Here is a 23,137-nt window from a genome sequence, read left to right as displayed (position 1 = left end):
TACGATCGGGCCCGTGCCCCGAGCCGACGTGCCCGATCAGCCGCGGCAGCGCCCCGGCCCGCGCACCAAGCCGGCCGCGCAGCGCCGACGCGACCTGCTGGACGCGGGGCTCGCCGTGTTCGTCGAGAAGGGCGTGGCCGCGGCGACCCTCGACCACGTCACACAGCGCTCCGGCGTCGCGAAGGGCACCTTCTACCTGCACTTCGACTCGAAGGAACACCTGCTCGCCGCGCTGCAGGCCGACTTCGAGCAGCGGCTGGTCGAGCGGATCGACACCCGGGTGGCGGGTGCGGGTGACAGCTGGCCGGCGCGGCTGGACACGTGGGTCGACGCCGCGCTCGCCGACTACCCGGCCGACCACGCGCTGCACGACGTGCTCTTCCACCACCCGGTCGTCCTGCCCGACGACGCGAAGGGCATCCACGCCGAGCGCGACCTCGCCCGCAGCCTGACCGACCTGATCGAGGGCGGCATCGAGGCCGGAGCCTTCGACACCGCCGACCCGCCGCTCACGGCGATGCTGCTGTGCAGCGCGCTGCACCGGGCGTTCGACCGCATCTGGCACCAGGACGAGCACTACGAGGTGGGCCGCCTGTCAGCCGCCGTGCGCGAGCTCTTCCGCCGGGCGCTCCGGGCTGGTCAGCGGCCCGATCGGTCCAGCACCCCGTAGCGCACCATCAGCGTGTCGCTCTCCGCGACGACGGACAGCAGCTCGAGGCGTGCCGGCTCGATATCGACGCCGGTGGCGATCCGGCCGGCGATGCCGGACACGAGCGTGGGCGAGACGGTGAGGCGCAGCTCGTCGACCAGGCCGGCCGCGAGCAGCGCTCCGAACAGCTGCGCCCCGCCCTCGGAGTCGACGCGCTCCAGGCCCTGTGCGGCGAGCGCGTCCACCGCGAGGCCCAGATCGACTTCCCGCTCGCCCGCGATGACGACGGTGGCGCCCGCCGCGGCCCACGCCGCGCGCTTGCGATCCGGCGCCGAAGCTGTGGTGATCACGAAGGAGGGCACGACCGCCTCGGTGACGACCGGTGCGTCCTCCGGGAGCGAGCGGCCAGTGGTCACCACCGCCGTGGGCGGGATCGGCGCGAGCCCGTGGCGCTCCCGGCGGGCCGCGGTCTCCGCGTCCGGGTGCACGCCGCGGAACTCCTCGACCATCGCCGTGGTCGCCCCCACCAACAGGACGTCGGCCAGGTCGCTGCCCAGCCGCAGCACCCGCCGGTCGGGCTCGTTCGACAGCTCCCGCGCCCGCCCGTGCAGCGCGACGGCCCCGTCGGCGCTCGACACGAAGTTGACCGCGAGCCACCGGCCCGCCGGGTAGCCGTAGAGGCGTTCGAGCCCGGCGTCGTCCAGCTCGCCTGCGTGCTCCGGCGGCCAGATCTGGCGCATCAGGCGATCCACTCCGACGCCCGGGCGGGGGGACGCCCGTCGAACACGCTGGCCACGATCTCGAGCGCGTGCCGGGTGGGTTCCACCTCGTGCGCCCGGAAGACGCGCGCCCCGGCCTGCGCCGCGATCGTGGTGGCCGCGAGCGTGCCTGCCAGGCGCTCGCCGAGCCCGACCCCGAGCGTCTCGCCGACGAACGTCTTGTTGGACAGTGCCATCAGCACGGGCCACCCGGTGGCCACGAACCGCGGCACCGCGCGCAGCAGCGCCAGGTGGTCGATGGTGTTCTTGCCGAACCCGGTGGCGTCGATCAGGATGCCCTCCCGCGGCACGCCCCTGGACGCTGCCAGCTCGGCGAGCTCCACCGTGTGGTCGAGGACGGCCGACACGACGTCGTCGTACTCCGGCCGGACGGGCGCGGCGCGCGGCTCCCGCCCGCCGGTGTGCGTGCAGACGTACCCGGCGCCGAACTCGGCGGCGACGTCGATCAGCTTCGGGTCGAACCCGGCCCACGCGTCGTTCATCAGGTCGGCACCGGCCCGGCACGCCGCGGCGCCGACCTCGTGCCTCCACGTGTCGATGCTGATGATGATGTCCGGGTACCGCTCCCGGATGAACTCGACCGTGGGCACGACCCGGCGGATCTCCTCCTCGACGTCCACGTCGTCGCCGGGGCTCGCGGCCACCCCGCCGATGTCGATCATGTCGGCGCCCTCGGCGACGGCCCGGTCGATGGCGGCCTTCGCCGGCTCGTCGGCGAACGTCGCGCCCCGGTCGTAGAAGGAGTCCGGGGTGCGGTTCACGATCGCCATCACCAACGCGCGGTCGCGCACCGGCCGGCGCCCGCGTATCACCAGGTCGCTCGCCGCCTCACCCATGCACACCGCTCCCGATCTCCGCGCCGCCGCGGGCGCACCTGGCCGGACTCTACGTCGCGCCCCCGACAGCCGGCGCGACGGCGGGATCACCGATAGGGCCATGTGCGAATTCGTGCATGTCGAAAAGCTCGCCTGATCGGGTGTTTTCACGACCCTGCGGACGCCGTAGCGTTCGCACGCGTCCAGTTCATTCGAACTCGGGAGGTTCGGTGTCACTGACGGTTCCGACAGCCTTGCTGGAGAAGGCTCAACAAGGGACAGTCGAAGACGAAGAATTCGTCGCCTGCATCCGCGACTCGCTTCCGTACGCGTGGTCGATGGTGGAGCGCCTGGCGAAGGAGCTGGAGGCGAGCGGCGCGTCATCGGCGCAGAACACGGAGGTACCGCCGGACGAACGTTCGTGGGGTGAGGTCTTCCGACTGGTCGGGAGCGACTCCATGCGAGGCGCCGTTCAGCGGCATTTCGGCGTGAAACTGGCTTTCCAGAACTGCTGTCGCGTCGGATTGTTCCGCCCCGATGCAACCGCGGAGTACGAGGAATTCATCTCACCGCGCGCACAGCTGCTGAACCAGAAACCGGAACTGCTCAACTGCTGAGCTGAACGCGCGCCGAGTGTGGTCTTCGCAGGGTCCACGGACTCCGCGAGGACCACACTCGGCGCGTCGCTATCCGCGACGGAGCTCGCGCGGGGATCGGCCGAACCACCTCCGACCGGCGCGGCTCAGCGCGGACTGCTCCGTGAGCCCGACCAGCGCGGTCACCTGCGCCAGGGGCAGGTCGGTCTCGGTGATCAACCGCTCGGCGGACTCGCGGCGCACCTCGTCGAGGATCGCCTCGAACGTCGTCGATTCGGCGGCGAGCCGGCGCTGCAGCGTCCGCGGGTGCATCGTGAGCGGGCGGGCCACGGAGGAGATGGTGACCGGGGACGTGCCCAGCGCGCGCCTGAGCAGCAGCCGCACCTCGTCGCCGACGCTCCGGCCCCGGTCGGTGAAGTGCGCGGCGAGGTAGTCGAGCGTGATGTCGCGCAGCATGCTGTTCGCACCGGGCAGCGGTGCGGACAGCAGCCCCGCCGGCACCCGCAGCACGGCGGCGGGACGCTCGAACCGCACGTCGGCACCGAAGAAGCCGGTGTAGCGGGAGACCGGGGCCACCGCCGGGTGCGGCAGGTGGGCCGCGCGCAGGACGTAGGGGCCGTCGTGGAGCTGCGTGATGATCCGGTGGAAGAGCCCGAGCGCGTGGTCGACCGCCTGTGGCTGCGACGGCTCTCCGATGCTCTCGTAGAGCAGCCCGACCACGCCTGCCACCTCGTCCGGGTCGGGGATGCGCGCCACCCGGGACACCGGGCTGTGGGCGAACAGGAACCGGCTCGCGCAGTCGAGCGCCTCCCCCAGCGTCGCCGAGTTCTCCAGCGCGATGGAGAGCGGTCCGAGGATCCGGACGTCCTGCACCTCGGCCAGGCGCAGGCCGAAGTCCGGGCTGTCCAGCTCGGCCGCAGCTGCCTCCATGAGCAGGCCGGCGGTCCGGGCGGTGAGCAGCGCGTCGTCGCTGTCGAGCGCGCCGCCGGGCACGTGGAAACGCGCGAGCACCGCGGCACCGTCGCCGCCGAGGTGATCGACGAGCTGCGGCAGGCCGCGGAACAGCGCTGCCCGAACGACTGAACCCATGTCGCACAAAGGTAAACGGTTGTCGTCCCGGGGCAAGTTTCGGGGACCGGACGGCCGGAGACTCGTCCCTGACGCAGTTCCCACCGTTCGGAGGTCCAGCCCGATGTCCGCCCCGACCGAGCTCATCCCGCAGCCCCGCCCGCTGCCCCTGCTGGGCAACCTGGCCGACGTCGACGCCGACAAGGGCGTCTTCGCCCTGGCCGAGCTGGCACGGGAGTTCGGCCCGATCTACCGCCTCGAGCTGCCGGGCGACGACATCGTGGTGGTCAGCTCGCAGGAGCTGGTGGACGAGCTGTGCGACGAGCAGCGGTTCGACAAGAAGCTGCACCGGCCGCTGCGCAACGTGCGCGACTTCGCCGGGGACGGCCTGTTCACGGCCGAGACGCAGGAGCCGAACTGGGGCGCGGCGCACCGGATCCTGATGCCGGCGTTCGGCCCGGCCGCACTGCGGAACATGTTCGACGGGATGACCGACATCGCCGAGCAGCTGCTGCTCAAGTGGGAGCGGCAGGGTCCGGCGCACCGCATCGACGTCAGCGACAACACCACCCGGCTGACGCTGGACACGATCGCGCTCTGCTCGTTCGGCTACCGCTTCAACAGCATGTACAGCGACCAGATGCACCCGTTCGTCGGGGCGATGGTCCGCTCGCTCGTCGAGTCGGGGGAACGGGGGCGGCGGCTGCCGCTGCAGAACCGGCTCATGGTGCGCACCCGCCACCAGTACGACGAGGACAAGCGGCTGATGTTCGAGATCGCCGACCAGCTGATCGCCGACCGCCGCCGTCACCCGCTCCCCGGCGGCGAGCACGACATCCTCGACACGATGTTGACCCCCGATCCGCGGACCGGTGAGCGCCTGTCGGATGAGAACGTGCGCTACCAGCTCGTCACGTTCCTCATCGCAGGCCACGAGACCACCAGCGGCCTGCTCACCTTCACGGTCTACGAGCTGCTGCGCAACCCGGAGATCGTGGCGGCGGCGCAGGCCCACGTCGACGAGGTGCTCGGCAACCGGGCACCCCGGTTCGAGGACCTCGTGAAGCTCGAGTACCTCGACCGGATCCTGAAGGAGTCGCTGCGGCTGTGGCCCACCGCACCCGCGTTCGCGGTGCAGCCCTACGAGGACACCGTGATCGGCGGCCGCTACCCGGTGCGGAAGGGCCAGACGCTGCTCGTGCTGATCCCGCAGCTGCACCGCGACCCGGCCGTCTGGGACCGGCCGGACGAGTACGACCCCGACCGGTTCGCGTTCGACCGGGCCGAACAGCTCCCGCCCAACGCGTGGAAGCCGTTCGGCAACGGGCAGCGCTCCTGCATCGGACGCGGGTTCGCCCTGCAGGAGGCCACGCTGTTCCTCGCGATGCTGCTGCAGCGCTTCGACCTCACCGCGGCCGACCCGAACTACCGGCTCGACGTCAAGCAGACGCTGACGATCAAGCCCCAGGGCCTCTACGTCCACGCCCGCCGCCGGGCCACGACGATCGTCTCCCGCCCAGAGGACCAGGAGGCGGTGCGGGAGGAGGCCGCGCCTGCCGCGACCGCGAACGGCATCCCGATCCGCGTGCTCTACGGCTCCAACGCAGGCACATCGGAGGCGTTCGCGCAGCGCATCGCCAACGACGCACGCCGCCGCGGCTACAGCTCGTCGGTCGACACCCTCGACAGCAGCGCGGGCCACCTGCCCACGGACGGCGCGGTGATCATCGTGTGCTCCTCGTACGAGGGGCAGCCGCCGGACAACGCGCGATCGTTCGTGCAGTGGGCGCAGGGCCTGCCGGCAGGCTCGCTCGACGGGGTCCGGTACGCGGTGTTCGGCAACGGCAACAAGGACTGGGCCCGCACCTACCAGGCCGTCCCGAAGGCCATCGACGAGCACCTCGCCCGGGCCGGTGCGAAGCGGCTGGTCGAGCGCGGCGAGGCCAACGCGCGCGGTGACTTCTTCGGCGACTTCGACGACTGGTACGCCCGCTTCTGGGAGCCCGTCGGCGTGGAGTTCGGGCAGTCGGCGCAGGCCCCGGCCCCCTCCCCCGCCCTCGAGGTCGAGTTCGTCGGGGCCGTGCGCGACCCGATCCTGCGCCAGAACGAGCTGCAGCTGGGCACCGTGGTCACCAACCGCGAGCTGGTGGACATGTCGGCGCCGCACGCGCGTTCGAAGCGGCACGTCGAGATCGCGCTGCCCGAGGGCATGTCCTACCGCACCGGCGACTACCTCGCGGTGCTGCCGCTCAACCCGGCCGCCCTCGTCGACCGCGCACTGGCCCGGTTCGGCCTTGCCTACGACAGCAACGTCGTGATCCGCGCAGGCGAGGGCACGCGCACGTTCCTGCCCACCGGCACGCCGGTGAGCGCGGGAGAGCTGCTGTCCAGTTACGTCGAGCTCGCCCAGCCCGCCACGCGCAAGCAGATCCGGGAGATCGCCGACGCCACGGTCTGCCCGCCGCACAAGAAGGAGCTCGAGGCGCTCGCAGGCGACGTCGACGCCTACACCGCCGAGGTGCTCGACAAGCGCGTGAACGTGCTGGACCTGCTCGAGCGGTACCCGGCGAGCCAGCTCGCGTTCGCGACCTTCCTGCAGATGCTCGCCCCGCTCGCCCCCCGCCGGTACTCGATCTCGTCGTCGCCGCTGTGGAGCCCCGACCACGTCACGCTGACCGTCGCCGTGCTCGAGGCCCCGGCACTGTCGGGCAACGGCGTGTACGAGGGCGCGGCGTCGACCTACCTGGCGCAGGCCCGGCCGGGCACGAAGGTGGCCGTCACGGTGCGGCCGTCGAACGTGGCGTTCCACCCGCCGGAGTCCCTCGAGACGCCGATCGTCATGGTCTGCGCGGGCACCGGGCTCGCCCCGTTCCGCGGGTTCCTGCAGGACCGGGCGCTGCGCGCGCAGGCGGAGGGCGTGACCCCCGCGCCGGCGCTGCTGTTCTTCGGCTGCGACCACCCGGACGTCGACCTCCTGTACCGCGACGAGCTCGACGCGTGGTCCCGCGACGGGATCGTCGAGGTGCACCCGGCGTACTCGGCCGCGCCCGCCGACGGGGTCACCTACGTGCAGGACCGGCTGTGGGCCGACCGCGACCGCGTGGTCGAGCTCGTCAGGGAGGGCGCGACGTTCTACGTCTGCGGCGACGGCAGGCGCATGGCCCCCGCCGTCTACGACACCTGCGCGCGGATCTACTCCGATGTCGCGGGCGCCTCCACCGACAAGGCCGAGGCCTGGCTGGACGAGATGCAGCACGAGCACGCCCGCTACGTGAGCGACGTCTTCGCCTGACGGCGGCGGAGCGCGGCCGCGATGCCGTACCCCACGGTGAGCGCGATGCTCACGGCCATCGCCCAGAGGGCGACGTCGCGCACCTGCGGCACCGCGGCGGCGGCGTGGCCGAGCAGGACCGTCCCGACCGCCCACAGCAGGGCACCGGTCGCGTTCGCGAGCGCGAACGCGACCGGGTGCATCCGGCCGACGCCGGCCAGCGTCGGCACGACCGCCCGGACGCCGGGGAACCACCGGCAGATCACCACGGCGAACCAGCCGTGGCGGGCGTACATCCGCTCCGCGGCGTCCACGAACCGCCTGCTCCAGCCGCGGTGCCCCCACGGCCGGCCGGCCACCCGGCCGATGCCGTACCCGAGACCGTCGCCGAGGACGGCGCCGAGCCACGCGCAGGCGGCCAGCACCGCGATCGGCACGTCGATCCGCCCCGTTCCCACGAGCAGTCCCGCGCCGAAGAGCAGCGAGTCGCCGGGCAGGAAGACCCCGACGAGCAGCCCGGACTCGACCACGAGCAGGCCGAGCACGACGAGGCAGGCGAGCGGGCCCGGGAATGCGATCAGGTCCGGCACGGGTCAGCCCTTCGGGGTGAACCGCACGGGCAGGGCACGCAGCGCCGGGGTGAACCCCGGCTCCCACACCAGGTCGTCCGGGGCGCAGTCGAGCCGGAGGCCGGTGAAGGCGAGCACAGCCCGGAACGCGGCCAGCGCCTCGCGCCGGGCGAGCATCGCGCCGAGGCAGTGGTGGGCACCGTGGCCGAACGAGAGGTGCCCGGCGGCGCGCTCCGGGTCCCAGCCGGCCCCGGCGGCGAACCGGTCCGGGTCGCGGTTGGCCGCCGCGACGTCGACCACCACGGCGTCGCCCGGGGCGAACACCGCTCCCCCGACCTCCACCTCCTCTGCCGCGTACCGCGCTTCCAGCAGCGGGAACGGCGCCACCTGGCGCAGGCACTCCTCGACGACCGCGTCGACCAGACCCGGATCGCGCCGCAGCCGCTCGTACCGGCCCGGCTCGGCGAGCAGCAGGGCGAGCCCGCCGGAGATCAGGTTCGCCGTGCTCTCGTAGCCGCCCACCAGGAGGTCACGGCCGAGCGCGATCACCTCGTCCTCGGTGAGCCGCTCCGCGCCGGCGAGCTCGCCCAGTACGCCGGGGGCGCCACCGGCGATGCGTTCCCGCAGGTACCCGTCGAGCGCATCGATCGCCTCGAGGGTGCGCCGACCGGCCTCGGCCCCGCCGTCGATCCGGTGGACCTGCCGGACCCACGGGCCGAACCGCGCGTGGTCGGCCGCCGGCAGGCCGGCGACCTCGCAGAGCACGCGCACCGCGAGCGGCACCGCGAGATCGCACACGAGGTCGGCACGGCCCGAACCCTGGCAGCGCTCCACCAGCGTCGAGGCCATCTCGTCGATCAACGAGCCGTGCTGCTCGGCGCGCCGGGCCGTGAACGCCGGGTTCACCGCCCTGCGCACCCGCGTGTGCCCGGGGGTGTCGAGGTGCAGGAGCGTCGCCGCCCGGCCGCCGCCGTGCGGCACCGGCTGCCCGCGCAGCCGGGCCACCCGCGCCGGATCGCGCACGAAGCGCGGGTCGGCCAGCACGGCGCGCGCGTCGGCGTGCCGGGTGACGAGCCAGCCGTCGACTCCGTCCGGAAGGTGCACCCAGCGCGGCGGACCGCACGGAGAGGGAGCGTGAATCATGCTACAAAACGTAGCACTACAAGATGTAGAACTAAACGGGAAGGGGAGGGTGCGAGGATGATCCGGTGCGCAGGGCGCGGGGCGAGCTCGAGCAGGACGTGATGAACGCACTGTGGGCGCACCCGGAACCGGTCACCGCGCGCGCCGTGCTGCGCACGATCGGCGACCCCGACCTCGCCTACACCACCGTGCGGACCGTGCTGGAACGGCTCACGCGCAAGCAGGTCGTCACGCGCGTCAACATCGACCGCACCTGGCACTACTCCCCCGCCGCCTCGCGCGACGACCACATCGCGGAGCTGATGCTGCGCGCGCTGGACCGCACCGGCGACCGCGACGGCGCGCTGGTGCGCTTCGCCCGCGCCGTCAGCCCGGCCGACGCGCGGGTGCTGCGGGCCGCGCTCGACGTCCCCGACGAACCCGACCGATGATCTACGTCCTCCACCACGCCGTCACCCTCGTCCTCGCCGCGGCCGCGGCACGGGCGCTCACCCGCGGACGCTGGCAGCCACGCGCGCCGCGGCTGGCGCTGCTCCTCTGGCACGCGACGGTGGTCAGCGCCGTGACCGGCGCGGTCGGGCTGCTGCTCGGCCTCGGTCTCGCGCCGTACGGGCGCGGCATCGCCCCCGCCCTCGGCTCGCTGGTCACCGACGGAGCTGGGCACCTGACCGGAGCGCACATCGCGGCCGTGGCCGCCGGCCTGCTCCTCGCCGCCGCGGCGGTCGGCGTGCAGGCGCACAGCTCGTGGCAGCTGTGGCGGCAGAGGTCCCGCCACCGCCTGCTGTTGCGGCTCGTCGGGCGACCCGACCCCCACGGCCGCGCGCTCCTGCTCGAACACCCCGCCGCCGCGGCCTACTACGTGCCCGGGCCGGCCGGGTGCGTCGTGATCAGCACCGGCGCCGTCGACGCGCTGACCGAGCGCGAGCTGGCCGCGGTGCTCGCCCACGAGCACGCCCACGCGCGCGGGCGCCACCACCTGGTGCTGGCGCCGTTCCACGCCATCCGCCGCGTGCTGCCGATCGGCCCGGTGGCCCGCGCGGCCGCCGACGTTGAGCTGCTCGTCGAGATGTGCGCCGACGACCACGCCGCCCGCCGCCACGGCCCGACACCTCTCACGGCCGCCCTCCGACGCTTCCACGAGCTGGGAGGCCACCCCTCGCCCGCGGGCACGCTCGCAGCCAGCGAGCACGCCATCGCGCTGCGCATCGCGCGTCTGCACGGCGGGACGTCACCGATCCACCGCTCGATCCGCTTGGCGACCGCCCTCGCCGCGCTCGCAGTCGCCACCACGCCGGCGAGCCTCTACGTCCTGCCGCTCTGACCGGGGTACTGCTCGGCAACCTGATGTTCGCCCACTGATCGCCTCGGCCGTCCGCGGCACCCGCGAACCGTCCCGACCGGAAGGAAGCCATGACCACCAGCCAGTCCGCCAAGCCCCGGGTCGCCGTCACCCTCGGCGACCCGGCCGGGATCGGTCCGGAGCTGGTCGCCCGGCTGCTGGCCGACCCGGGCACCACCGCGGCGGCCGACATCGTGCTGATCTCCGACGAGCGCGAGCTCGCCGACGCGCAGGCCGACGCAGGCGTCGAATTCTCCTACGGCGGACCGCGCGAGCCCCGCCTTCACGACAACGGGGCAGCGCGGCCGGGCGCCTTCGAACGCAAGATCGCCACCGAGGCTGGCGGGCGCTGGGCGATGAGCAACCTGCGCGTCGCGCTGGAGATGGCCGACGCGGGTGACGTCGACGCGATCGTGTTCGCGCCGCTGAACAAGTCCTCCCTGCACCTGGCCGGGATGCGCGAGAAGGACGAGCTGCGCTGGTTCGAGACGATCCTCGGGGCGGAGGCGTACACCTGCGAGCTCAACGTCCTCCCGACGATCTGGACCGCGCGGGTCACCTCGCACGTTTCGATCGCCGAGGTCGCCGACGGCATCACGCGCGAGAACGTGCTCGGCGCCGGCCGGCTGCTGCACACCGTGCTGCGCGACTCCGGCATCGCCGCGCCCCGCATCGGCGTCTGCGCGCTCAACCCGCACGCGGGCGAGAGCGGCCGCTTCGGCCGCCACGAGATCGACGTCATCGCGCCGGCCGTTGCCGAGCTGCGTACCGAAGGCGTGGACGCGGCCGGGCCGTTCCCGTCGGACACGATCTTCCTGCGGCGGGACGAGTTCGACGGAGTCCTCACCATGTACCACGACCAGGGCCAGATCGCGATGAAGCTGCTCGGCTTCGACGGCGGCGTGACCATGGCGGGCGGGCTGCGCGTGCCCATCTGCACCCCGGCCCACGGCACCGCGTTCGACCTCGTCGGCCGGCGGACAGCCTCCACCGGCTCGATCCGCAACGCGTTCGGGCTCGCGGCCCGCATCGGCGCCCGACGGGCTGCACGGAACTCCACTGTGCGCCATTCAGCCTAATATTTCTACGGCCATTCAACGCAACGAAGCTGCTCATTACGGAGGCGGAACTCGTCGATCTTGCAGGTACACGTGCGAGTAATATGCACGTCACTGTGAGTCAGGAGCGAGCCGTGGCCGAGCGAGGGTTGGATCGTTTCGCCGTCCGTGTGCTGGAGCGGATCGGTCAGCGGCTGTGGGGGTTCCCGCCCCGACTGATGGGCCCGATCGTCGCCCAGCTGGGCGCCCTGCCGGCGCTCGGCTGGTTCGTGCTCAACATGCCGCGGTACGAGCGCACGCTCCGCGCCCTCGGCCCGCTGCGCACGCACCTGGCCTGCACGCTCATCTCGCTCCGCAACGGCTGCCGCTACTGCTCGTTCGGGCACCTCTACGCCGTGGAGCTGATCCACCTCGAGCAGCGCGGCGAGCTGTTCCCGCTCGACGCGCGCTCGGTGCCCCGCTGGATCGGGTTGTCCCCGGCCGAGCTGCGCAGGCGGATGGTCGAGGTGCTCCAGCAGGCCGACCTCCACGGCGAGGTGCGGTGGGTCGACACCACGCTGGCGCTGGCCGCCGGGTCACAGCGCCCGGTCGATGCGCAGGAGAGCCGCATCGCCCACCTCGTCTCGATGTTCCGCGTGCTCAACGACGTCGGGATCGCGGGCGACGTCGAGCCCGACGAGGCGCACGACCCGCTCAACAAGAACATCCGTCTCAAGTCCCGCCACCACGAGCTGCGAGCGGCCCTGGCATGAACCGGCGGTAGCGTCGGCACGTGCCCACCTCGCTCACCGTGCACCCCGACGTCCAGGCGCGCTTCTCCGACATGCGCGTGGAACTGGTCGTCGCCACCGGCCTCGACAACACCGGACACTGGCCGGAGGCGGAGTCCGCACTGGCCGCGACCGAGGCGGATGCCGGGACCGGCGCGATCACCTGGTCCGAGGACGAGCCGGCGATCGCCACGTGGCACGCGGCCTACCGCGCGTTCGGCACCAACCCGCGCCGCACCCGTCCCAGTGTCGACGCGCTGCTGCGCCGCCTGGTGCGGCAGGGCAGGCTTCCCCGCGTCAACGGGGCGGTGGACGCCTACAACGCGACGTCCGTGCGGTTCGCCGTGCCCGCGGGCGCATTCGACCTCGACCGGCTCGGCGCGCACGTCGAGATCCGGCCCGCCACCCCCGAAGACCGGTTCACGCCCCTCGGCGAACCCGACGAGGTGGAGGTCCCGGGCGTCGGCGAGGTCGTCTACGCGCAGGGCACCGAGGTGCTCACCCGGCACTGGAACCACCGCGACTCCCACGCCACGCGGGTCCAGGAGAGCACCACGTCCGCCGTCTTCATGCTGGAGCGCATCAGCGCCGACGTCCCGGCCGAGCGGCTGACCGACGCCGCGGCGCACCTGACGGCGCTGCTCGCGCCGCACGCCGCGTCCGTCACGACGGCCACGCTCACGGCGGACGCCCCCGTGGCGCACCTCGCCACCCGCCACGCAGTGCAGTAGCCCGGACACCGATGGGGCACCCTGTCCCCGTGCGCCGCCGGTCCGCCCCACCCCCCACCAGCCTGTCCCGCTACTGGAACGGCTACGTCGGCCACTGCGCGGGTTCGGTGGCCCGCTTCCGTCGCATCACCTACGCGCTGCCGGCCGGGCCCGCCCGCGCGTGGCTCGGCGAGATCGCGCAGCGGCTCGACGTGGAACTCGACGCCGTGCGCAGGCTGGCGATCGTCGGCGACTCGATCGAGCCGGCGTGGTTCCGGGTGCGCGAGGAGCCGGCCAAGCGCATCGCCCAGCGCCTCGAGGCCGCACGCAGCGCCTTCGCCGACGCGGTGTCGCAGGCCGCCGAGGTGGCCGAGCAGGTGGCGCTCGACCCCGCACACAGCGACGTCCGCGCGAACCTGGAGGTGCTCAGCCGCCAGGCCTCGCAGCTGGCCCTGACCCCGGCTCCCCCCGACCCCGAACCCGAACCGGCCCGGCGGCGCAGGAAGCGTCGTCGCGAGGGCTGAACAGCGGCTGATCAAGCCTGGCGGCGCCGCCTTTGTGGGGCTCTTGTGGAGCCTTCACACAGGGCCTCCGAGAGCCGCCTCTGCGCAGTGCCTCCGGTGGCGGCCTTCCCGCAGGGCCTTCGGTGGCCACCTTCCCGCAAGGCCTTCGGTGGCCGCCGTTGCGCAGGGCCTTCGGTGGCCGCCGTTGCGCAGGGGCCTTCGGTGGCGCCGCGCATCGTGCGGGGCCGCCCCTCAGAGCTCAAGGGCGCCTTCGGCGTCGCTCCGCGATCGCTGCGCGACCCTTGACCTCTGAGCCTCTGCGACCCCTCCGGGCAGCACAACACGGGCAGGCCACGGGCCTGCCCGGAGGGCGCGCGGCGCCACCGAAGGCGGTCCCACGGCCATGATCAAGGCGTTGGTGCCTCTACGGCGGAATCCGGCCGTGAAGGCGCCGAAACACCGATCATGAGGCCGGTGCGCCCTGATGATCGGCGATCTGGCGCACCCACGGCTGTCCGGCCCGCCGTGAGCGCACCGAATCGGCGATCTTCCCCGGTGAGGGCCAAAGCCGCACACCGGGGCCTGATCGGCGATCAAGGCGAGATGGTGGCTAGTTGATCTTCCAATGCCGCGACGTTAAGGGTGAGACGATCAAGTCAAGGCTGTGGGGCGGCGTGTCGGGGAGATAGGTAACGGGACCTCTGGTAGGTCGGGGCAACCCATCACGATCTTCCCGGTCTACCTGAGGTCCCGTTGCCTGCGCAGTCTGCCACGACCACGTTCACCCGCACCGTCACCGTGGCCGCGGGCGTGTTCGCCCCGGGTCATCTCGGTGAGTTGACCCCGTATCTGCCGTTCGAGCTGGTCGATGACGTGCTGGCGCAGACCGGGACGGTGCAGCGGCGGCTGCGGGTTCTGCCCTCGCGGGTCGGGGTGTATTTCGTGCTGGCGCTGGGGTTGTTCCCGCGGTTGGGCTACGCCCAGGTGTGGGCGAAGCTGACCGGCGGGCTGGCCGGATTGGCCGGGCTGGCGGTGGCGCGCCCGTCGGAGAAGGCGTTGCGGGATCTGCGGCGCCGGTTGGGCCCGGCCCCGGTGCAGGCCCTGTTCGAGGTGGTGGCCGGGCCGCTCGGGCAGCCACGCACCCCGGGGGTGTGTTTCGCCGGGCTCCGCACGGTCGCCTTCGACGGCTGCCACTCGTTGAAGGTCCCCGACACCGACCGCAACCGGTCCTGGCTGGGCCGGATCCTGCACAAGACCGGCTTTGCCGGCTACCCGACGCTGCGGCTGATGGGCCTGGTCGAGACCGGTACCCGCGGCCTGCTCGGCGCCGCGCTCGGCTCGGCCCGCCACCGCGGCGGCGGCGAGGTCGCCCTGGCCCGGCGCCTGCTCGGGCACCTGGGCCCGGGCATGCTGGTGCTGGCCGACCGGGCCTTCGACACCAACGCCTTCCTGCACGAGGCCGCCGCCACCGGGGCGCACCTGCTGGTCCGCACCAAAGCCACCCGCGTCCCGGGTGTGCTGGCGCATCTGTCCGACGGCTCCTACCTGACCCGCATCGGCAGGCGCCAGCGCGGACGCCAACTGCGGGTCATCGATGCCCACCTGAGGATGTCCGGTGCTGATGGCAGCCGGGTCGGTGACCGCTACCGGCTGATCACCACCCTGACCGACCACCGCCGCTACCCCGCCGAGGCGCTGATCCGGCTCTACCACGAACGGTGGGAGATCGAATCCGCCTACCTGGCGCTGCGCCACACCCTGCTGGCCGGGCACGTCCTGCGCTCCGGTGACCGCCCCGGCCTGGAACAAGAAACCTGGGCCCTGCTCACGCTCTACCAACTCCTGCGCATGGCCATGGTCGAGGCCATCGAGACCCGCCCCGGCACCGACCCAGACCGGGCCTGCTTCACCACCGCCCTGGAAACCGCCCGCACCCAACTCACCGGAGCCCACGGCATCTGCGGACCAACCGGCCACATCGGCGAGATCGGCCAGGCCGTCCTGTCCACCCTGCTGCCCGACCGCCGCCCCCGCTACAGCGCCCGCACCGTCAAATGCGGGACCTCCCGCTACGCCTACCGCGACCCCACCGACCCCCGCCCCGACATCCCCACCGCGATCACCGCCATCGACATCACCATCCGGACCCCACCCCTGACCGCCCCACCACCCACCAAACCGGCCCCACCACCCACCACCCGCACCCAAGTCATCGCCCTGATGAACACCGACCCCCACCGCGGCTGGACCGGACACGAACTGGCCACCGCACTCGGACGCCCACCCCGCAACCTGCTCACCCAACTCGCCGAATGGACCCGCCACGGCTTCTTCACCCGGGTCGCCACCAGCACCTACGCCCTCAACACCCCGACCGACCAAGACCCTTGACGATCAGCCCCCCGGCTTAACGTCGCGGCATTGGTTGATCTTCAACGGCGACCATCAGTCCTTGATCGTGGCCGATCGCCCTTGCTCGCGGCCATCAGCCCCTTGATCGTCGCTGCGGGCCACACAGATCCGAGCTGCTGATCATGCGCGGGACCGCCTCCTGGCGGCGCCGTGCGCCCCATCGGGCAGGCCCCGGCCTGCCTGCACCGCATGCCCGAGGGGCCGCAGAGGCTCGCAGCCAGAAGCACAGCAGCACGCCGATGTACCGCCCCGTCTCGACACGCTCCGGCGCCGAGACGCCGCAAGGAGGCCCTCGCGATGATGCGCCTCACCCCGTCTGCCGCAGCGGCTCCTCCTCCATCCCCAGGGCGATGGGCTGCGGCATCGCGATCTCCGGGAACGTGCGACGGGTGCCGTTCCCGGAGAGGCGGGAGCGGGGCGCGCGGCCGTGGGGCTGCTCGACGGGCTCGACCGGCTCGAGCGCCGGGATCGGGAGGACCTGTGGCTCGCCGTCGAGGGCGATGGCGTCGCCGTGGTGGTGCAGGCGCATCGGCGGGCCCGAGACCAGGCGGTACTCCGCCTCATCGGGCCGGATCTCCACCCGCAGCTGCCTGCCCTGCCACTTGAGACCGAACGAGATCCGCGACAGGGCGGGAGGCAGGCGCGGGGCGAAGTTGATGCCCGCCTCGTCCATCCGCATCCCGCCGAACCCGGCCACCACCGCCGTCCAGGTGCCGGCCATCGACGCGATGTGCACCCCGTGATCGGAGTTGCCCGCCAGGTCGTCCATGTCCACCAGCGCGGCCTCGGCCAGGTAGTCGTAGGCGAGATCCAGGTGCCCGGTCCACGCCGCCACCACCGCCTGCGTGCACGCCGACAGCGACGAGTCGCGCACCGTCAGCGCCTCGTAGTAGGCGAAGTTGCGGCGCATCTGCTCCGGCGAGAACGCGTCCGGCCGCAGCTGCATCGCCAGCACCAGGTCCGCCTGCTTGATCACCTGCTTGCGGTACAGGTCGAAGTACGGCACGTGCAGCAGCAGCGGGTACTTGTGGGCCGGCGTGTTCTCGAAGTCCCACACCGCGTGCGAGGTGAACCCCTCCGACTGCGGGTGCACCCCCAGCACCTCGTCGTACGGGATCCGCATCGACTTGGCCGCGTCGCGCCAGCTGGCCATCTCCTCGGCGTCGACGCCGAAACGGGCGGCGGTGCGGGGGTGGCGGGCGGCGACGTCGGCGGCGTAGCGGAGGTTCTGCTGCGCCATGAGGTTGGTGTAGACGTTGTTGTCGACGATCGCGGTGTACTCGTCCGGCCCCGTGACCCCGTCGATGCGGAACTCCCCCGCCGCGTCGTGGTGCCCCAGCGAGCGCCACAGCCGCGCGGTGGCCACCAGCAGCTCCAGCCCCACCTCGCGTTCGAACACCACGTCCCCGGTGGCCGCCACGTAGCGGCGCACGGCGTCGGCGATGTCGGCGTTGATGTGGAACGCCGCGGTGCCGGCGGGCCAGTAGCCCGAACACTCCTGCCCTCGGATGGTGCGCCACGGGAACGCCGCACCCTTCAGGCCCAGCTGCTCGGCGCGCTCGTAGGCCTGCGGGAGGATCGACTGCCGCCAGCGCAGCAGGTCCGCCGCTGCGTGCGGCGCCAGGTGGACGAGCACCGGCAGGCAGAAGGTCTCGGTGTCCCAGAAGGTGTGCCCGTCGTAGCCCTCGCCGGTGAGGCCCTTCGCCCCGACCGCGCGGCGCTCGGCACGTGCCCCGGCCTGCAACACGTGGAAGGTGGCCACCCGCACCGCCTGCTGCAGCTCGGCGTCACCGTCGATCTCGACGTCCGCGGTCTCCCAGAACTCGTCCAGGTAGGCCCGCTGCTCGGCCGCGAGACCGTCCCAACCGGTGTAGCGGGCGGCGGCGAGCGCAGCCCGCACCTGGTCGTGCAGGGCGGGCAGCGATCGGCGTGACGACCAGCCGTAGGCCAGGTACTTCACCAGCCGCAGCGGCTTGCCGGGCTCGAGCCGGGCGATCACGGTGGTGCGCGCGATGTCCTCGGCGGCCTCCGAGGTCACCTCCGTGGTCTCGGGCCCGTGCACCTCGTGGTCCATCGACGCGGCCACCCGCAGGCCGGAGCGGCGGGTGCTGTGGATCAGGTACGCGCCCGCACCGGCGCTGCCGTGCTGTTCGGCGACCAGCGGATCGGTCAGCGCCGCCTCCACGCGCGGGTCCGCCTCGTTGCGGCTGGGCAGCTGCTCGTTGGCCACGAGCTCGGACTGCAACACGACCAGTGCCGGGGCGTCGACGACCTCCACCTCGTACTCGATCGCCGCGATCGCGCGCTGGGTGAGCGACACCAGCCGGGTGGAGCGCACCCGCACCACCCGCCCGGCCGGGGACTCCCACTCGACGTCCCGCGACAGCGTGCCGGCCCGCAGGTCCAGCACCCGCTCGTGGCGGCGCAGCCGCCCGTAGCGCAGGTCGAACGGCTCGTCCTCCACCAGCAGCCGGATCAGCTTGCCGTTGGTGACGTTGATGATCGTCTGCCCGGACTCCGGGTAGCCGTACCCGCCCTCCGCGTACGGCAGCGGCCGCCGCTCGTAGAACGAGTTCAGGTACGTCCCCGGCATCGCGTGCGGCTCACCCTCGTCGAGGTTGCCCCGCAGCCCGATGTGCCCGTTGGACAGCGCGAACACCGACTCGACCTGGCCCATCCGGTCCAGATCCAACCGTGGCTCCCGCACCACCCACGGCTCCACGGCGAAGACGCGACCGCTCGACATCAGGGGGACCTCCATGCTTCGGGGAGCGAGCTCGGGTCATCGTGCAGCAGGCGTCCCGGGTTCATTTCGTCGACCCCGCGAGTACGCCTTGCACGAACGCGCGCTGGAACGCGAAGAACACGAGGAGTGGCACGATCATGGAGACGAACGCGCCGCTCGCGAGCACGTCGACGTTGCTGCCGAACTGCCGCAGCTGGCTGCGCAGGGCCACCGTGATCGGGGCGGATCCCTCGTCGGCGAACACGAGCGCGACCAGCAGGTCGTTCCACACCCAGAGGAACTGGAAGGTCGCGAGCGCCGCGATGGCGGGCCGCGAGATCGGCAGCACCAGCCGCCAGAAGATCCGCAGTTCGCGTCCGCCGTCGAGCCGCGCGGCCTCGAGCAGGTCGCGCGGAATTCCCACGAACGAGTTGCGCAGCAGGAACACCGCGAACGGCATCCCGAACGCGACGTGGAACGCCACGACACCGGGGATCGAGCCGTACAGGCCGATCCCGCCGAGCAGCTTGGCCACGGGAACGAGCGCCACCTGGACCGGCACGACCAGCAGCGCGACGACACCGATCGTCACCACGTCCCGGCCCGGGAACTCGATCCCGGCCAGTGCGTAGGCCGCGAAGGCACCGATGACCACCACGATCACGGTGGACGGCACGGCGATCAGCACGGTGTTCCACAACGAGCCGAGCACGGCGCGGTCGGCCATGAGCTCGGCGTAGTTGGCGAGCGTGAGCTGTGCGGGCGCGGTGAGGACGGTCCACCAGCCGCTGCGCGCGTTGCTCGCCTCGGGACGCAGCGACGCCACGAGCAGGCCGACCACCGGGAACATCCAGACGAGCGCGACGGCGACCAGGACGCCCCTGACGACCGGACCACCCAGCCGGGCGACCACGCGGCGGATCACGACCGGTCCCCTCTGAACCGTCTGATGTTGAACGCCATCGCCGGCAGCACGAGCAGGAACAGCAGCACCGCGAGCGCACTGCCCAGCCCCTGGTCACCGCCGCCCGCCCCGAACGACACCTGCCACACCTGCAGGGCGAGCACGTTCGCCTCCTCCTGCACCGAGCCCGGCGCGATGACGAAGACCAGGTCGAACACCTTCAGCACGTTGATCACGAGCGTGACGAACACGACGAGCAGCACCGGCGAGAGCAGCGGCACCGTCACCCGCCGGAACACCTGCCACTCGGTGGCGCCGTCCACCCGCGCCGCCTCGAGCGCGTCGCGCGGGATGCTCGCGAGCCCGGCCGCGATCAGCGTCATCGCGAACCCGGACATGATCCACAACCACGCGCTGATCACGACCGGGGTGACCAGGACGGGGCCGAGCCAGGTCAGCCCGCGGAACGGCTCGGCGAAGTTCGCCGCCGGCAACCGGACGGTGTAGGGCCCGCCGGGCAGGTCGGGCACCGTGAACCTGCCGTTGTCACCGGTGGTCGCCGTGGCGACGACGCGATCGCCCTCCAGCACCTCCACGGTGATGCCGGGCATCCCGCGCTCGCCCGCGTCCACCTCGCCGGTGCGGTCCGGTGTGCCACCGACGTCCAGCCAGACCAGGCCGCGCAGCCCCGTGCCGGGTTCGGGTCGCACCGCGGCGGCGGCCCGCGCCGGCAGGTCGACGGGGTCGAAGCCGGTGATCGGCAGGCCGACCGCGCTGCTGGCGCCCACCCGCCCGGACGTCACGAGCGCACCGTCCGGCGCGCCGACGAGCCCACCGCCCTCCCGCGGGCGCGCGCCCGAGTACGGCGAGGCGGGGGTGAACACGTCGTGCACCGACACCACCGCCGCGTTGACGACCCCGCGGTCCGGGTCCTCCTCGTAGACGAGCCGGAAGATGATCCCCGAGGCGACCAGCGAGATCGCGAGCGGCATGAACATCACGAGCCGGAACGCCGTGGCCCATCGGATCTTCTCGGTGAGGACGGCGAGGATCAGCCCGATCGTGGTCACCAGCGTCGGGGCGACGAGGACCCAGATCACGCTGTTGCGCAGGGCGACGAGCGTGCGGTCGTCGGTGAACGCGGTGACGTAGTTCTCGACGCCGACGAACTCGGTGCCACGGGCGTCGAAGAAGCTCCGCACCAGCGAGTACGCCGTCGGGTAGACGAGGAAGACGATCACGAGCAGCAGCGCGGGCGTCAGGAACAGCGCGGCGATGCGAGGGCTGCCGCCCGACAGCGGGCCCGTCGGTTCGGCCGTCACGAGTCTCCCCGCTCGTAGGCGGCGGTGGCCTCGGCCTCGAGCTCGGCGAGGACCCGGTCGATCTGCGCCGGGTCGGCGAGGTGGTCCTGCATCGCCCGCCAGAAGCCGTCGCCACGGGTGGCGCCGAACGCGCTCGGCATCAGGTCGGACATGTCGAAGCGCAGGTTCTCGGCGCCCACCAGCTCCTCGGCGATCTGCCGGGTGCTGTCGTCGGGGTACTGCCCCAGCTCGACCTCCCGGTTCGGCGAGACGAACCCGCCTTGGGCCGCCCAGATCGACGCCGCCTCCGAGCCGGCCAGGAACTGCATGAGCGCCCGCGTGCCCGGCTCGTCGGTGAGGGCCACGAGCGTGTCGCCGCCGCTCACCACGGACGACACCGGCCCGATCCGCGGGAAGGGGAACACCCGCGCGTCGACGCCCACCGTGGCCGACGTGCTCTCCGCGATCACGCCCGCCACGAAGTCGGCCTCGAACACGATCGCGGCCTGCGGGTCCTCTCCGAACACGTCCACGACCGACTCGGTGAACTCGGTCTGCAGCGCGCTCGAGATCCCGCCGGGCAGGTACTCCGGCCGGAACACGCGGCCCAGCGTCTGCAGGGCCGTGCGCACCGACGGGTCGGTCCACGGGATCTCGTGGCGCGCGAGCCGGTCGTACATCGCTCCGCCCGCGGTCTGGAGGTAGACGTTCTCGAACCAGTCCGTGAGCGTCCAGCCGTCGGCGCCGCCGACCGAGAGCGGGGTGTCCCCGGTGTCGGACAGCTTCCGCAGCGTCTCGACGAACCCGTCCCACGTGCGCGGCGGCACGAAGCCCGGACCGAGCTGGCCGGCGTCGTACCAGATCGTCGACTTGTTCGCGGCCTTGAACACGAACCCGTACAGCCTGCCGTCGACGGTGCCCAGCTCCTTCCAGACCGGCGCGAACTGCGCGTCGATCACGGACTCGGTGCCGGGGTCCAGCGGCACGAGCGACCCGGCGCGGGCCAGCGTGCGCACCAGAGCGGGCTGGGCGATGCCCGCGACGTCCGGGGGCGAGCCGCCCGCCAGCCGCGTGGCGAGCACGGTGGGCACCTCGTCACCGCCCGAGACGTAGGTGACGGACGCGCCGGTGCGCCGCTCGAAGACGTCGAGCACCCGCTCGAACGCCGCCTGTTCCTCGTCCGACCACACGGCGAGGACCTCGATCGCCTGCCCCGACAGCGGGCCGGGGTGGACCGGCGCGGGGTGGGGGCCGCCGCAACCGGTCATGACGAGAGCAGCCGCGACCAGGCCCCACAGACAGCGCATCCGTCACCGCCGGATCGAGCGGCCGGTGTCGATGTCGAAGAAGTGCAGGCCCTCCGTGTCGACGCGCACCGTGATCGGCTGGCCCTCGAAGATGCGGACGCGCGGGCTGAACCGGCCGACGAGCAGGGCGCCGCCACCCGGTGCGCGTACGCGGCCGGACTCCCGGTCGAGTGTCTCGTGCTCCTCGCTGCGGGCCTGCTCGGCGTCGATCGGGAAGTGGACCATCACGTCCGCGCCCATCGCCTCCACCAGGTCCGCCACCGAGTCGAGCGTGCTGCCGTCGGGCCCGTCGACGAGCGCGGCGTCGTCCATGTCCTCGGGCCGGATGCCGAGCACGAGCCGCCGACCGGCATAGCCTGCGAGCGCGGGCCGCCTGCGCAGCACGATCTCCGGCACGGCGAGCCGGTGCCCGCCGAACGACACCGCGGCCCGGCCCGCGTCGTCCAGGTCGAAACCGGCGACCACCATGTTCATCGCGGGAGATCCGATGAAACCGGCCACGGACATGTCCACCGGCTCGTCGTAGAGCTGCTGCGGGGACGCGATCTGCTGCAGCACACCCGCGCGCATGACCGCGACCCGGTCGCCGAGCGTCATCGCCTCGGTCTGGTCGTGCGTGACGTAGACGGTGGTGACGCCCAGGTCGCGCTGGATCCGGGCGATCTGGGCGCGCATCTGCCCGCGGAGCTTCGCGTCGAGGTTCGACAGCGGTTCGTCCATGAGGAACGCGCGCGGCTCGCGCACGATCGCCCTGCCCATCGCCACCCGCTGCCGCTGGCCGCCGGACAGGTGGCGCGGCTTGCGCCGCAGGTGCTCGCCGAGCTCCAGCACCTCGGCCACCTCACGTACGCGGCGCTCGACGACGTCGCGCGGAGTCTTGCGGAGCGTGAGGCCGAACGCGATGTTGTCGAACACCGTGAGGTGCGGGTAGAGCGCGTAGGACTGGAACACCATCGCCACGTCCCGGTCGCGGGCCGGCACCGTGTTCACGACCTCGCCGTCGATGCGCACCTCGCCGTCGCTGATCTTCTCCAGCCCCGCGATCATCCGCAGCGCGGTGGTCTTTCCGCAGCCGGACGGGCCGACCACCACGAGGAACTCCCCGTCCATGACGTCGATCGACAGGTCGGTGACCGCGCGCGTGCCGTCGGGATAGACCTTGCTGACGCGCTCCAGCTCGATCCCCGCCACGATGCTCCCGTCGACGCCGCCGAGGTC

The 23,137-nt window shown here is 72.5% G+C and carries 20 protein-coding genes; 10 read left to right on the top strand and 10 right to left on the bottom strand.

Annotation, left to right across the window (positions count from 1 at the left end; genetic code table 11):
- The first annotated feature begins 13 nt into the window (after nucleotides 1-13).
- A complete protein-coding gene (locus FHX44_RS26490) occupies nucleotides 14-670 on the top strand; it encodes a TetR/AcrR family transcriptional regulator (RefSeq protein ID WP_147258286.1) in 657 nt (218 codons plus the stop codon).
- Here FHX44_RS26490 and FHX44_RS26485 read toward each other — a convergent pair.
- Both FHX44_RS26485 and folP read right to left on the bottom strand, forming a co-directional pair.
- Entirely contained in the window at nucleotides 640-1,389 is a 750-nt protein-coding gene (locus tag FHX44_RS26485; RefSeq protein ID WP_147258285.1) for a dihydrofolate reductase family protein, read from the bottom strand. The two genes, FHX44_RS26490 and FHX44_RS26485, sit on opposite strands and share 31 nt — an antisense overlap.
- On the bottom strand, nucleotides 1,389-2,264 hold the full coding sequence (gene folP / locus FHX44_RS26480) for a dihydropteroate synthase (RefSeq protein WP_147258284.1): 876 nt from the start codon (nucleotides 2,262-2,264) through the stop codon (nucleotides 1,389-1,391). Before folP ends, FHX44_RS26485 begins: the two co-directional genes overlap by 1 nt.
- 209 nt (nucleotides 2,265-2,473) lie before the next feature.
- Here folP and FHX44_RS26475 point away from each other — a divergent pair, with 209 nt between their 5' ends.
- A complete protein-coding gene (locus FHX44_RS26475; protein WP_147258283.1) occupies nucleotides 2,474-2,860 on the top strand; it encodes an SCO5389 family protein in 387 nt (128 codons plus the stop codon).
- Nucleotides 2,861-2,929: 69 nt separating this feature from the next.
- On the opposite strand, the gene FHX44_RS26470 is transcribed toward FHX44_RS26475, so the two are convergent.
- Nucleotides 2,930-3,928 carry an AraC family transcriptional regulator gene (locus tag FHX44_RS26470; protein ID WP_147258282.1) on the bottom strand — a complete coding sequence of 333 codons (999 nt, stop codon included), beginning with the start codon at nucleotides 3,926-3,928 and terminating at the stop codon, nucleotides 2,930-2,932.
- Between the two features lie 103 nt (nucleotides 3,929-4,031).
- Here FHX44_RS26470 and FHX44_RS26465 point away from each other — a divergent pair, with 103 nt between their 5' ends.
- Nucleotides 4,032-7,199 (top strand): bifunctional cytochrome P450/NADPH--P450 reductase, encoded by a 3,168-nt coding sequence (locus tag FHX44_RS26465; protein WP_147258281.1) that lies wholly within the window; start codon nucleotides 4,032-4,034, stop codon nucleotides 7,197-7,199.
- Here the strand turns inward: FHX44_RS26465 and FHX44_RS26460 are convergent.
- Both FHX44_RS26460 and FHX44_RS26455 read right to left on the bottom strand, forming a co-directional pair.
- Nucleotides 7,175-7,768, bottom strand: a complete 594-nt coding sequence (locus FHX44_RS26460) for a DedA family protein (protein ID WP_147258280.1) — start codon at nucleotides 7,766-7,768, stop codon at nucleotides 7,175-7,177. The two genes, FHX44_RS26465 and FHX44_RS26460, sit on opposite strands and share 25 nt — an antisense overlap.
- Before the next feature lie 3 nt (nucleotides 7,769-7,771).
- On the bottom strand, nucleotides 7,772-8,890 hold the full coding sequence (locus FHX44_RS26455; protein ID WP_147258279.1) for a cytochrome P450: 1,119 nt from the start codon (nucleotides 8,888-8,890) through the stop codon (nucleotides 7,772-7,774).
- A 65-nt stretch (nucleotides 8,891-8,955) separates the two neighbouring features.
- Between FHX44_RS26455 and FHX44_RS26450 the strand changes: the two genes are divergently transcribed.
- The 7 genes from FHX44_RS26450 to FHX44_RS26420 all read left to right on the top strand — a co-directional run bounded on the left by FHX44_RS26450 (nucleotide 8,956) and on the right by FHX44_RS26420 (nucleotide 15,661).
- A complete protein-coding gene (locus tag FHX44_RS26450; protein ID WP_147258278.1) occupies nucleotides 8,956-9,321 on the top strand; it encodes a BlaI/MecI/CopY family transcriptional regulator in 366 nt (121 codons plus the stop codon).
- Nucleotides 9,318-10,211 (top strand): M56 family metallopeptidase, encoded by an 894-nt coding sequence (locus tag FHX44_RS26445; RefSeq protein WP_147258277.1) that lies wholly within the window; start codon nucleotides 9,318-9,320, stop codon nucleotides 10,209-10,211. The genes FHX44_RS26450 and FHX44_RS26445 overlap by 4 nt, the downstream gene beginning before the upstream one ends.
- Before the next feature lie 89 nt (nucleotides 10,212-10,300).
- Nucleotides 10,301-11,308, top strand: a complete 1,008-nt coding sequence (locus FHX44_RS26440) for a 4-hydroxythreonine-4-phosphate dehydrogenase PdxA (RefSeq protein ID WP_147258276.1) — start codon at nucleotides 10,301-10,303, stop codon at nucleotides 11,306-11,308.
- 113 nt (nucleotides 11,309-11,421) lie between these two features.
- Nucleotides 11,422-12,039 (top strand): hypothetical protein, encoded by a 618-nt coding sequence (locus FHX44_RS26435; protein WP_147258275.1) that lies wholly within the window; start codon nucleotides 11,422-11,424, stop codon nucleotides 12,037-12,039.
- Between the two features lie 20 nt (nucleotides 12,040-12,059).
- A complete protein-coding gene (locus FHX44_RS26430; RefSeq protein ID WP_212612644.1) occupies nucleotides 12,060-12,788 on the top strand; it encodes a B3/B4 domain-containing protein in 729 nt (242 codons plus the stop codon).
- 29 nt (nucleotides 12,789-12,817) lie between these two features.
- Nucleotides 12,818-13,291, top strand: coding sequence for a hypothetical protein (locus FHX44_RS26425; protein ID WP_147258274.1), 474 nt, complete (start codon nucleotides 12,818-12,820; stop codon nucleotides 13,289-13,291).
- A 732-nt stretch (nucleotides 13,292-14,023) separates the two neighbouring features.
- On the top strand, nucleotides 14,024-15,661 hold the full coding sequence (locus FHX44_RS26420) for an IS4 family transposase (protein ID WP_147258263.1): 1,638 nt from the start codon (nucleotides 14,024-14,026) through the stop codon (nucleotides 15,659-15,661).
- 328 nt (nucleotides 15,662-15,989) lie between these two features.
- On the opposite strand, the gene FHX44_RS26415 is transcribed toward FHX44_RS26420, so the two are convergent.
- The 5 genes from FHX44_RS26415 to FHX44_RS26395 form a co-directional block, all read right to left on the bottom strand.
- Entirely contained in the window at nucleotides 15,990-18,428 is a 2,439-nt protein-coding gene (locus tag FHX44_RS26415) for a glycoside hydrolase family 65 protein (RefSeq protein ID WP_147258273.1), read from the bottom strand.
- A gap of 61 nt (nucleotides 18,429-18,489) precedes the next feature.
- Nucleotides 18,490-19,332 carry a carbohydrate ABC transporter permease gene (locus FHX44_RS26410; protein WP_246170598.1) on the bottom strand — a complete coding sequence of 281 codons (843 nt, stop codon included), beginning with the start codon at nucleotides 19,330-19,332 and terminating at the stop codon, nucleotides 18,490-18,492.
- The gene (locus FHX44_RS26405; RefSeq protein ID WP_246170597.1) at nucleotides 19,329-20,633 is read right to left on the bottom strand and encodes an ABC transporter permease; all 1,305 of its coding nucleotides are present in this window, start codon (nucleotides 20,631-20,633) and stop codon (nucleotides 19,329-19,331) included. The genes FHX44_RS26410 and FHX44_RS26405 overlap by 4 nt, the downstream gene beginning before the upstream one ends.
- Nucleotides 20,630-21,919, bottom strand: a complete 1,290-nt coding sequence (locus tag FHX44_RS26400; protein ID WP_147258272.1) for an ABC transporter substrate-binding protein — start codon at nucleotides 21,917-21,919, stop codon at nucleotides 20,630-20,632. Before FHX44_RS26400 ends, FHX44_RS26405 begins: the two co-directional genes overlap by 4 nt.
- Before the next feature lie 3 nt (nucleotides 21,920-21,922).
- A complete protein-coding gene (locus FHX44_RS26395; RefSeq protein WP_147258271.1) occupies nucleotides 21,923-23,110 on the bottom strand; it encodes an ABC transporter ATP-binding protein in 1,188 nt (395 codons plus the stop codon).
- Nucleotides 23,111-23,137: the final 27 nt, after the last annotated feature.

The organism is Pseudonocardia hierapolitana (assembly GCF_007994075.1).
Lineage (GTDB): Bacteria > Actinomycetota > Actinomycetes > Mycobacteriales > Pseudonocardiaceae > Pseudonocardia > Pseudonocardia hierapolitana.
This window is presented reverse-complemented; position numbering and strand designations above follow the sequence as displayed.

What these genes read in the sequence shown, in the direction of transcription:
- FHX44_RS26465 (WP_147258281.1), top strand. Translation starts at nt 4,032, where the DNA reads ATGTCCGCCCCGACCGAGCTCATCCCGCAGCCCCGCCCGCTGCCCCTG.
- FHX44_RS26470 (WP_147258282.1), bottom strand. Translation starts at nt 3,928, where the DNA reads ATGGGTTCAGTCGTTCGGGCAGCGCTGTTCCGCGGCCTGCCGCAGCTC.
- FHX44_RS26440 (WP_147258276.1), top strand. Translation starts at nt 10,301, where the DNA reads ATGACCACCAGCCAGTCCGCCAAGCCCCGGGTCGCCGTCACCCTCGGC.
- folP (WP_147258284.1), bottom strand. Translation starts at nt 2,264, where the DNA reads ATGGGTGAGGCGGCGAGCGACCTGGTGATACGCGGGCGCCGGCCGGTG.
- FHX44_RS26485 (WP_147258285.1), bottom strand. Translation starts at nt 1,389, where the DNA reads ATGCGCCAGATCTGGCCGCCGGAGCACGCAGGCGAGCTGGACGACGCC.
- FHX44_RS26400 (WP_147258272.1), bottom strand. Translation starts at nt 21,919, where the DNA reads ATGCGCTGTCTGTGGGGCCTGGTCGCGGCTGCTCTCGTCATGACCGGT.
- FHX44_RS26445 (WP_147258277.1), top strand. Translation starts at nt 9,318, where the DNA reads ATGATCTACGTCCTCCACCACGCCGTCACCCTCGTCCTCGCCGCGGCC.
- FHX44_RS26455 (WP_147258279.1), bottom strand. Translation starts at nt 8,890, where the DNA reads ATGATTCACGCTCCCTCTCCGTGCGGTCCGCCGCGCTGGGTGCACCTT.
- FHX44_RS26415 (WP_147258273.1), bottom strand. Translation starts at nt 18,428, where the DNA reads ATGTCGAGCGGTCGCGTCTTCGCCGTGGAGCCGTGGGTGGTGCGGGAG.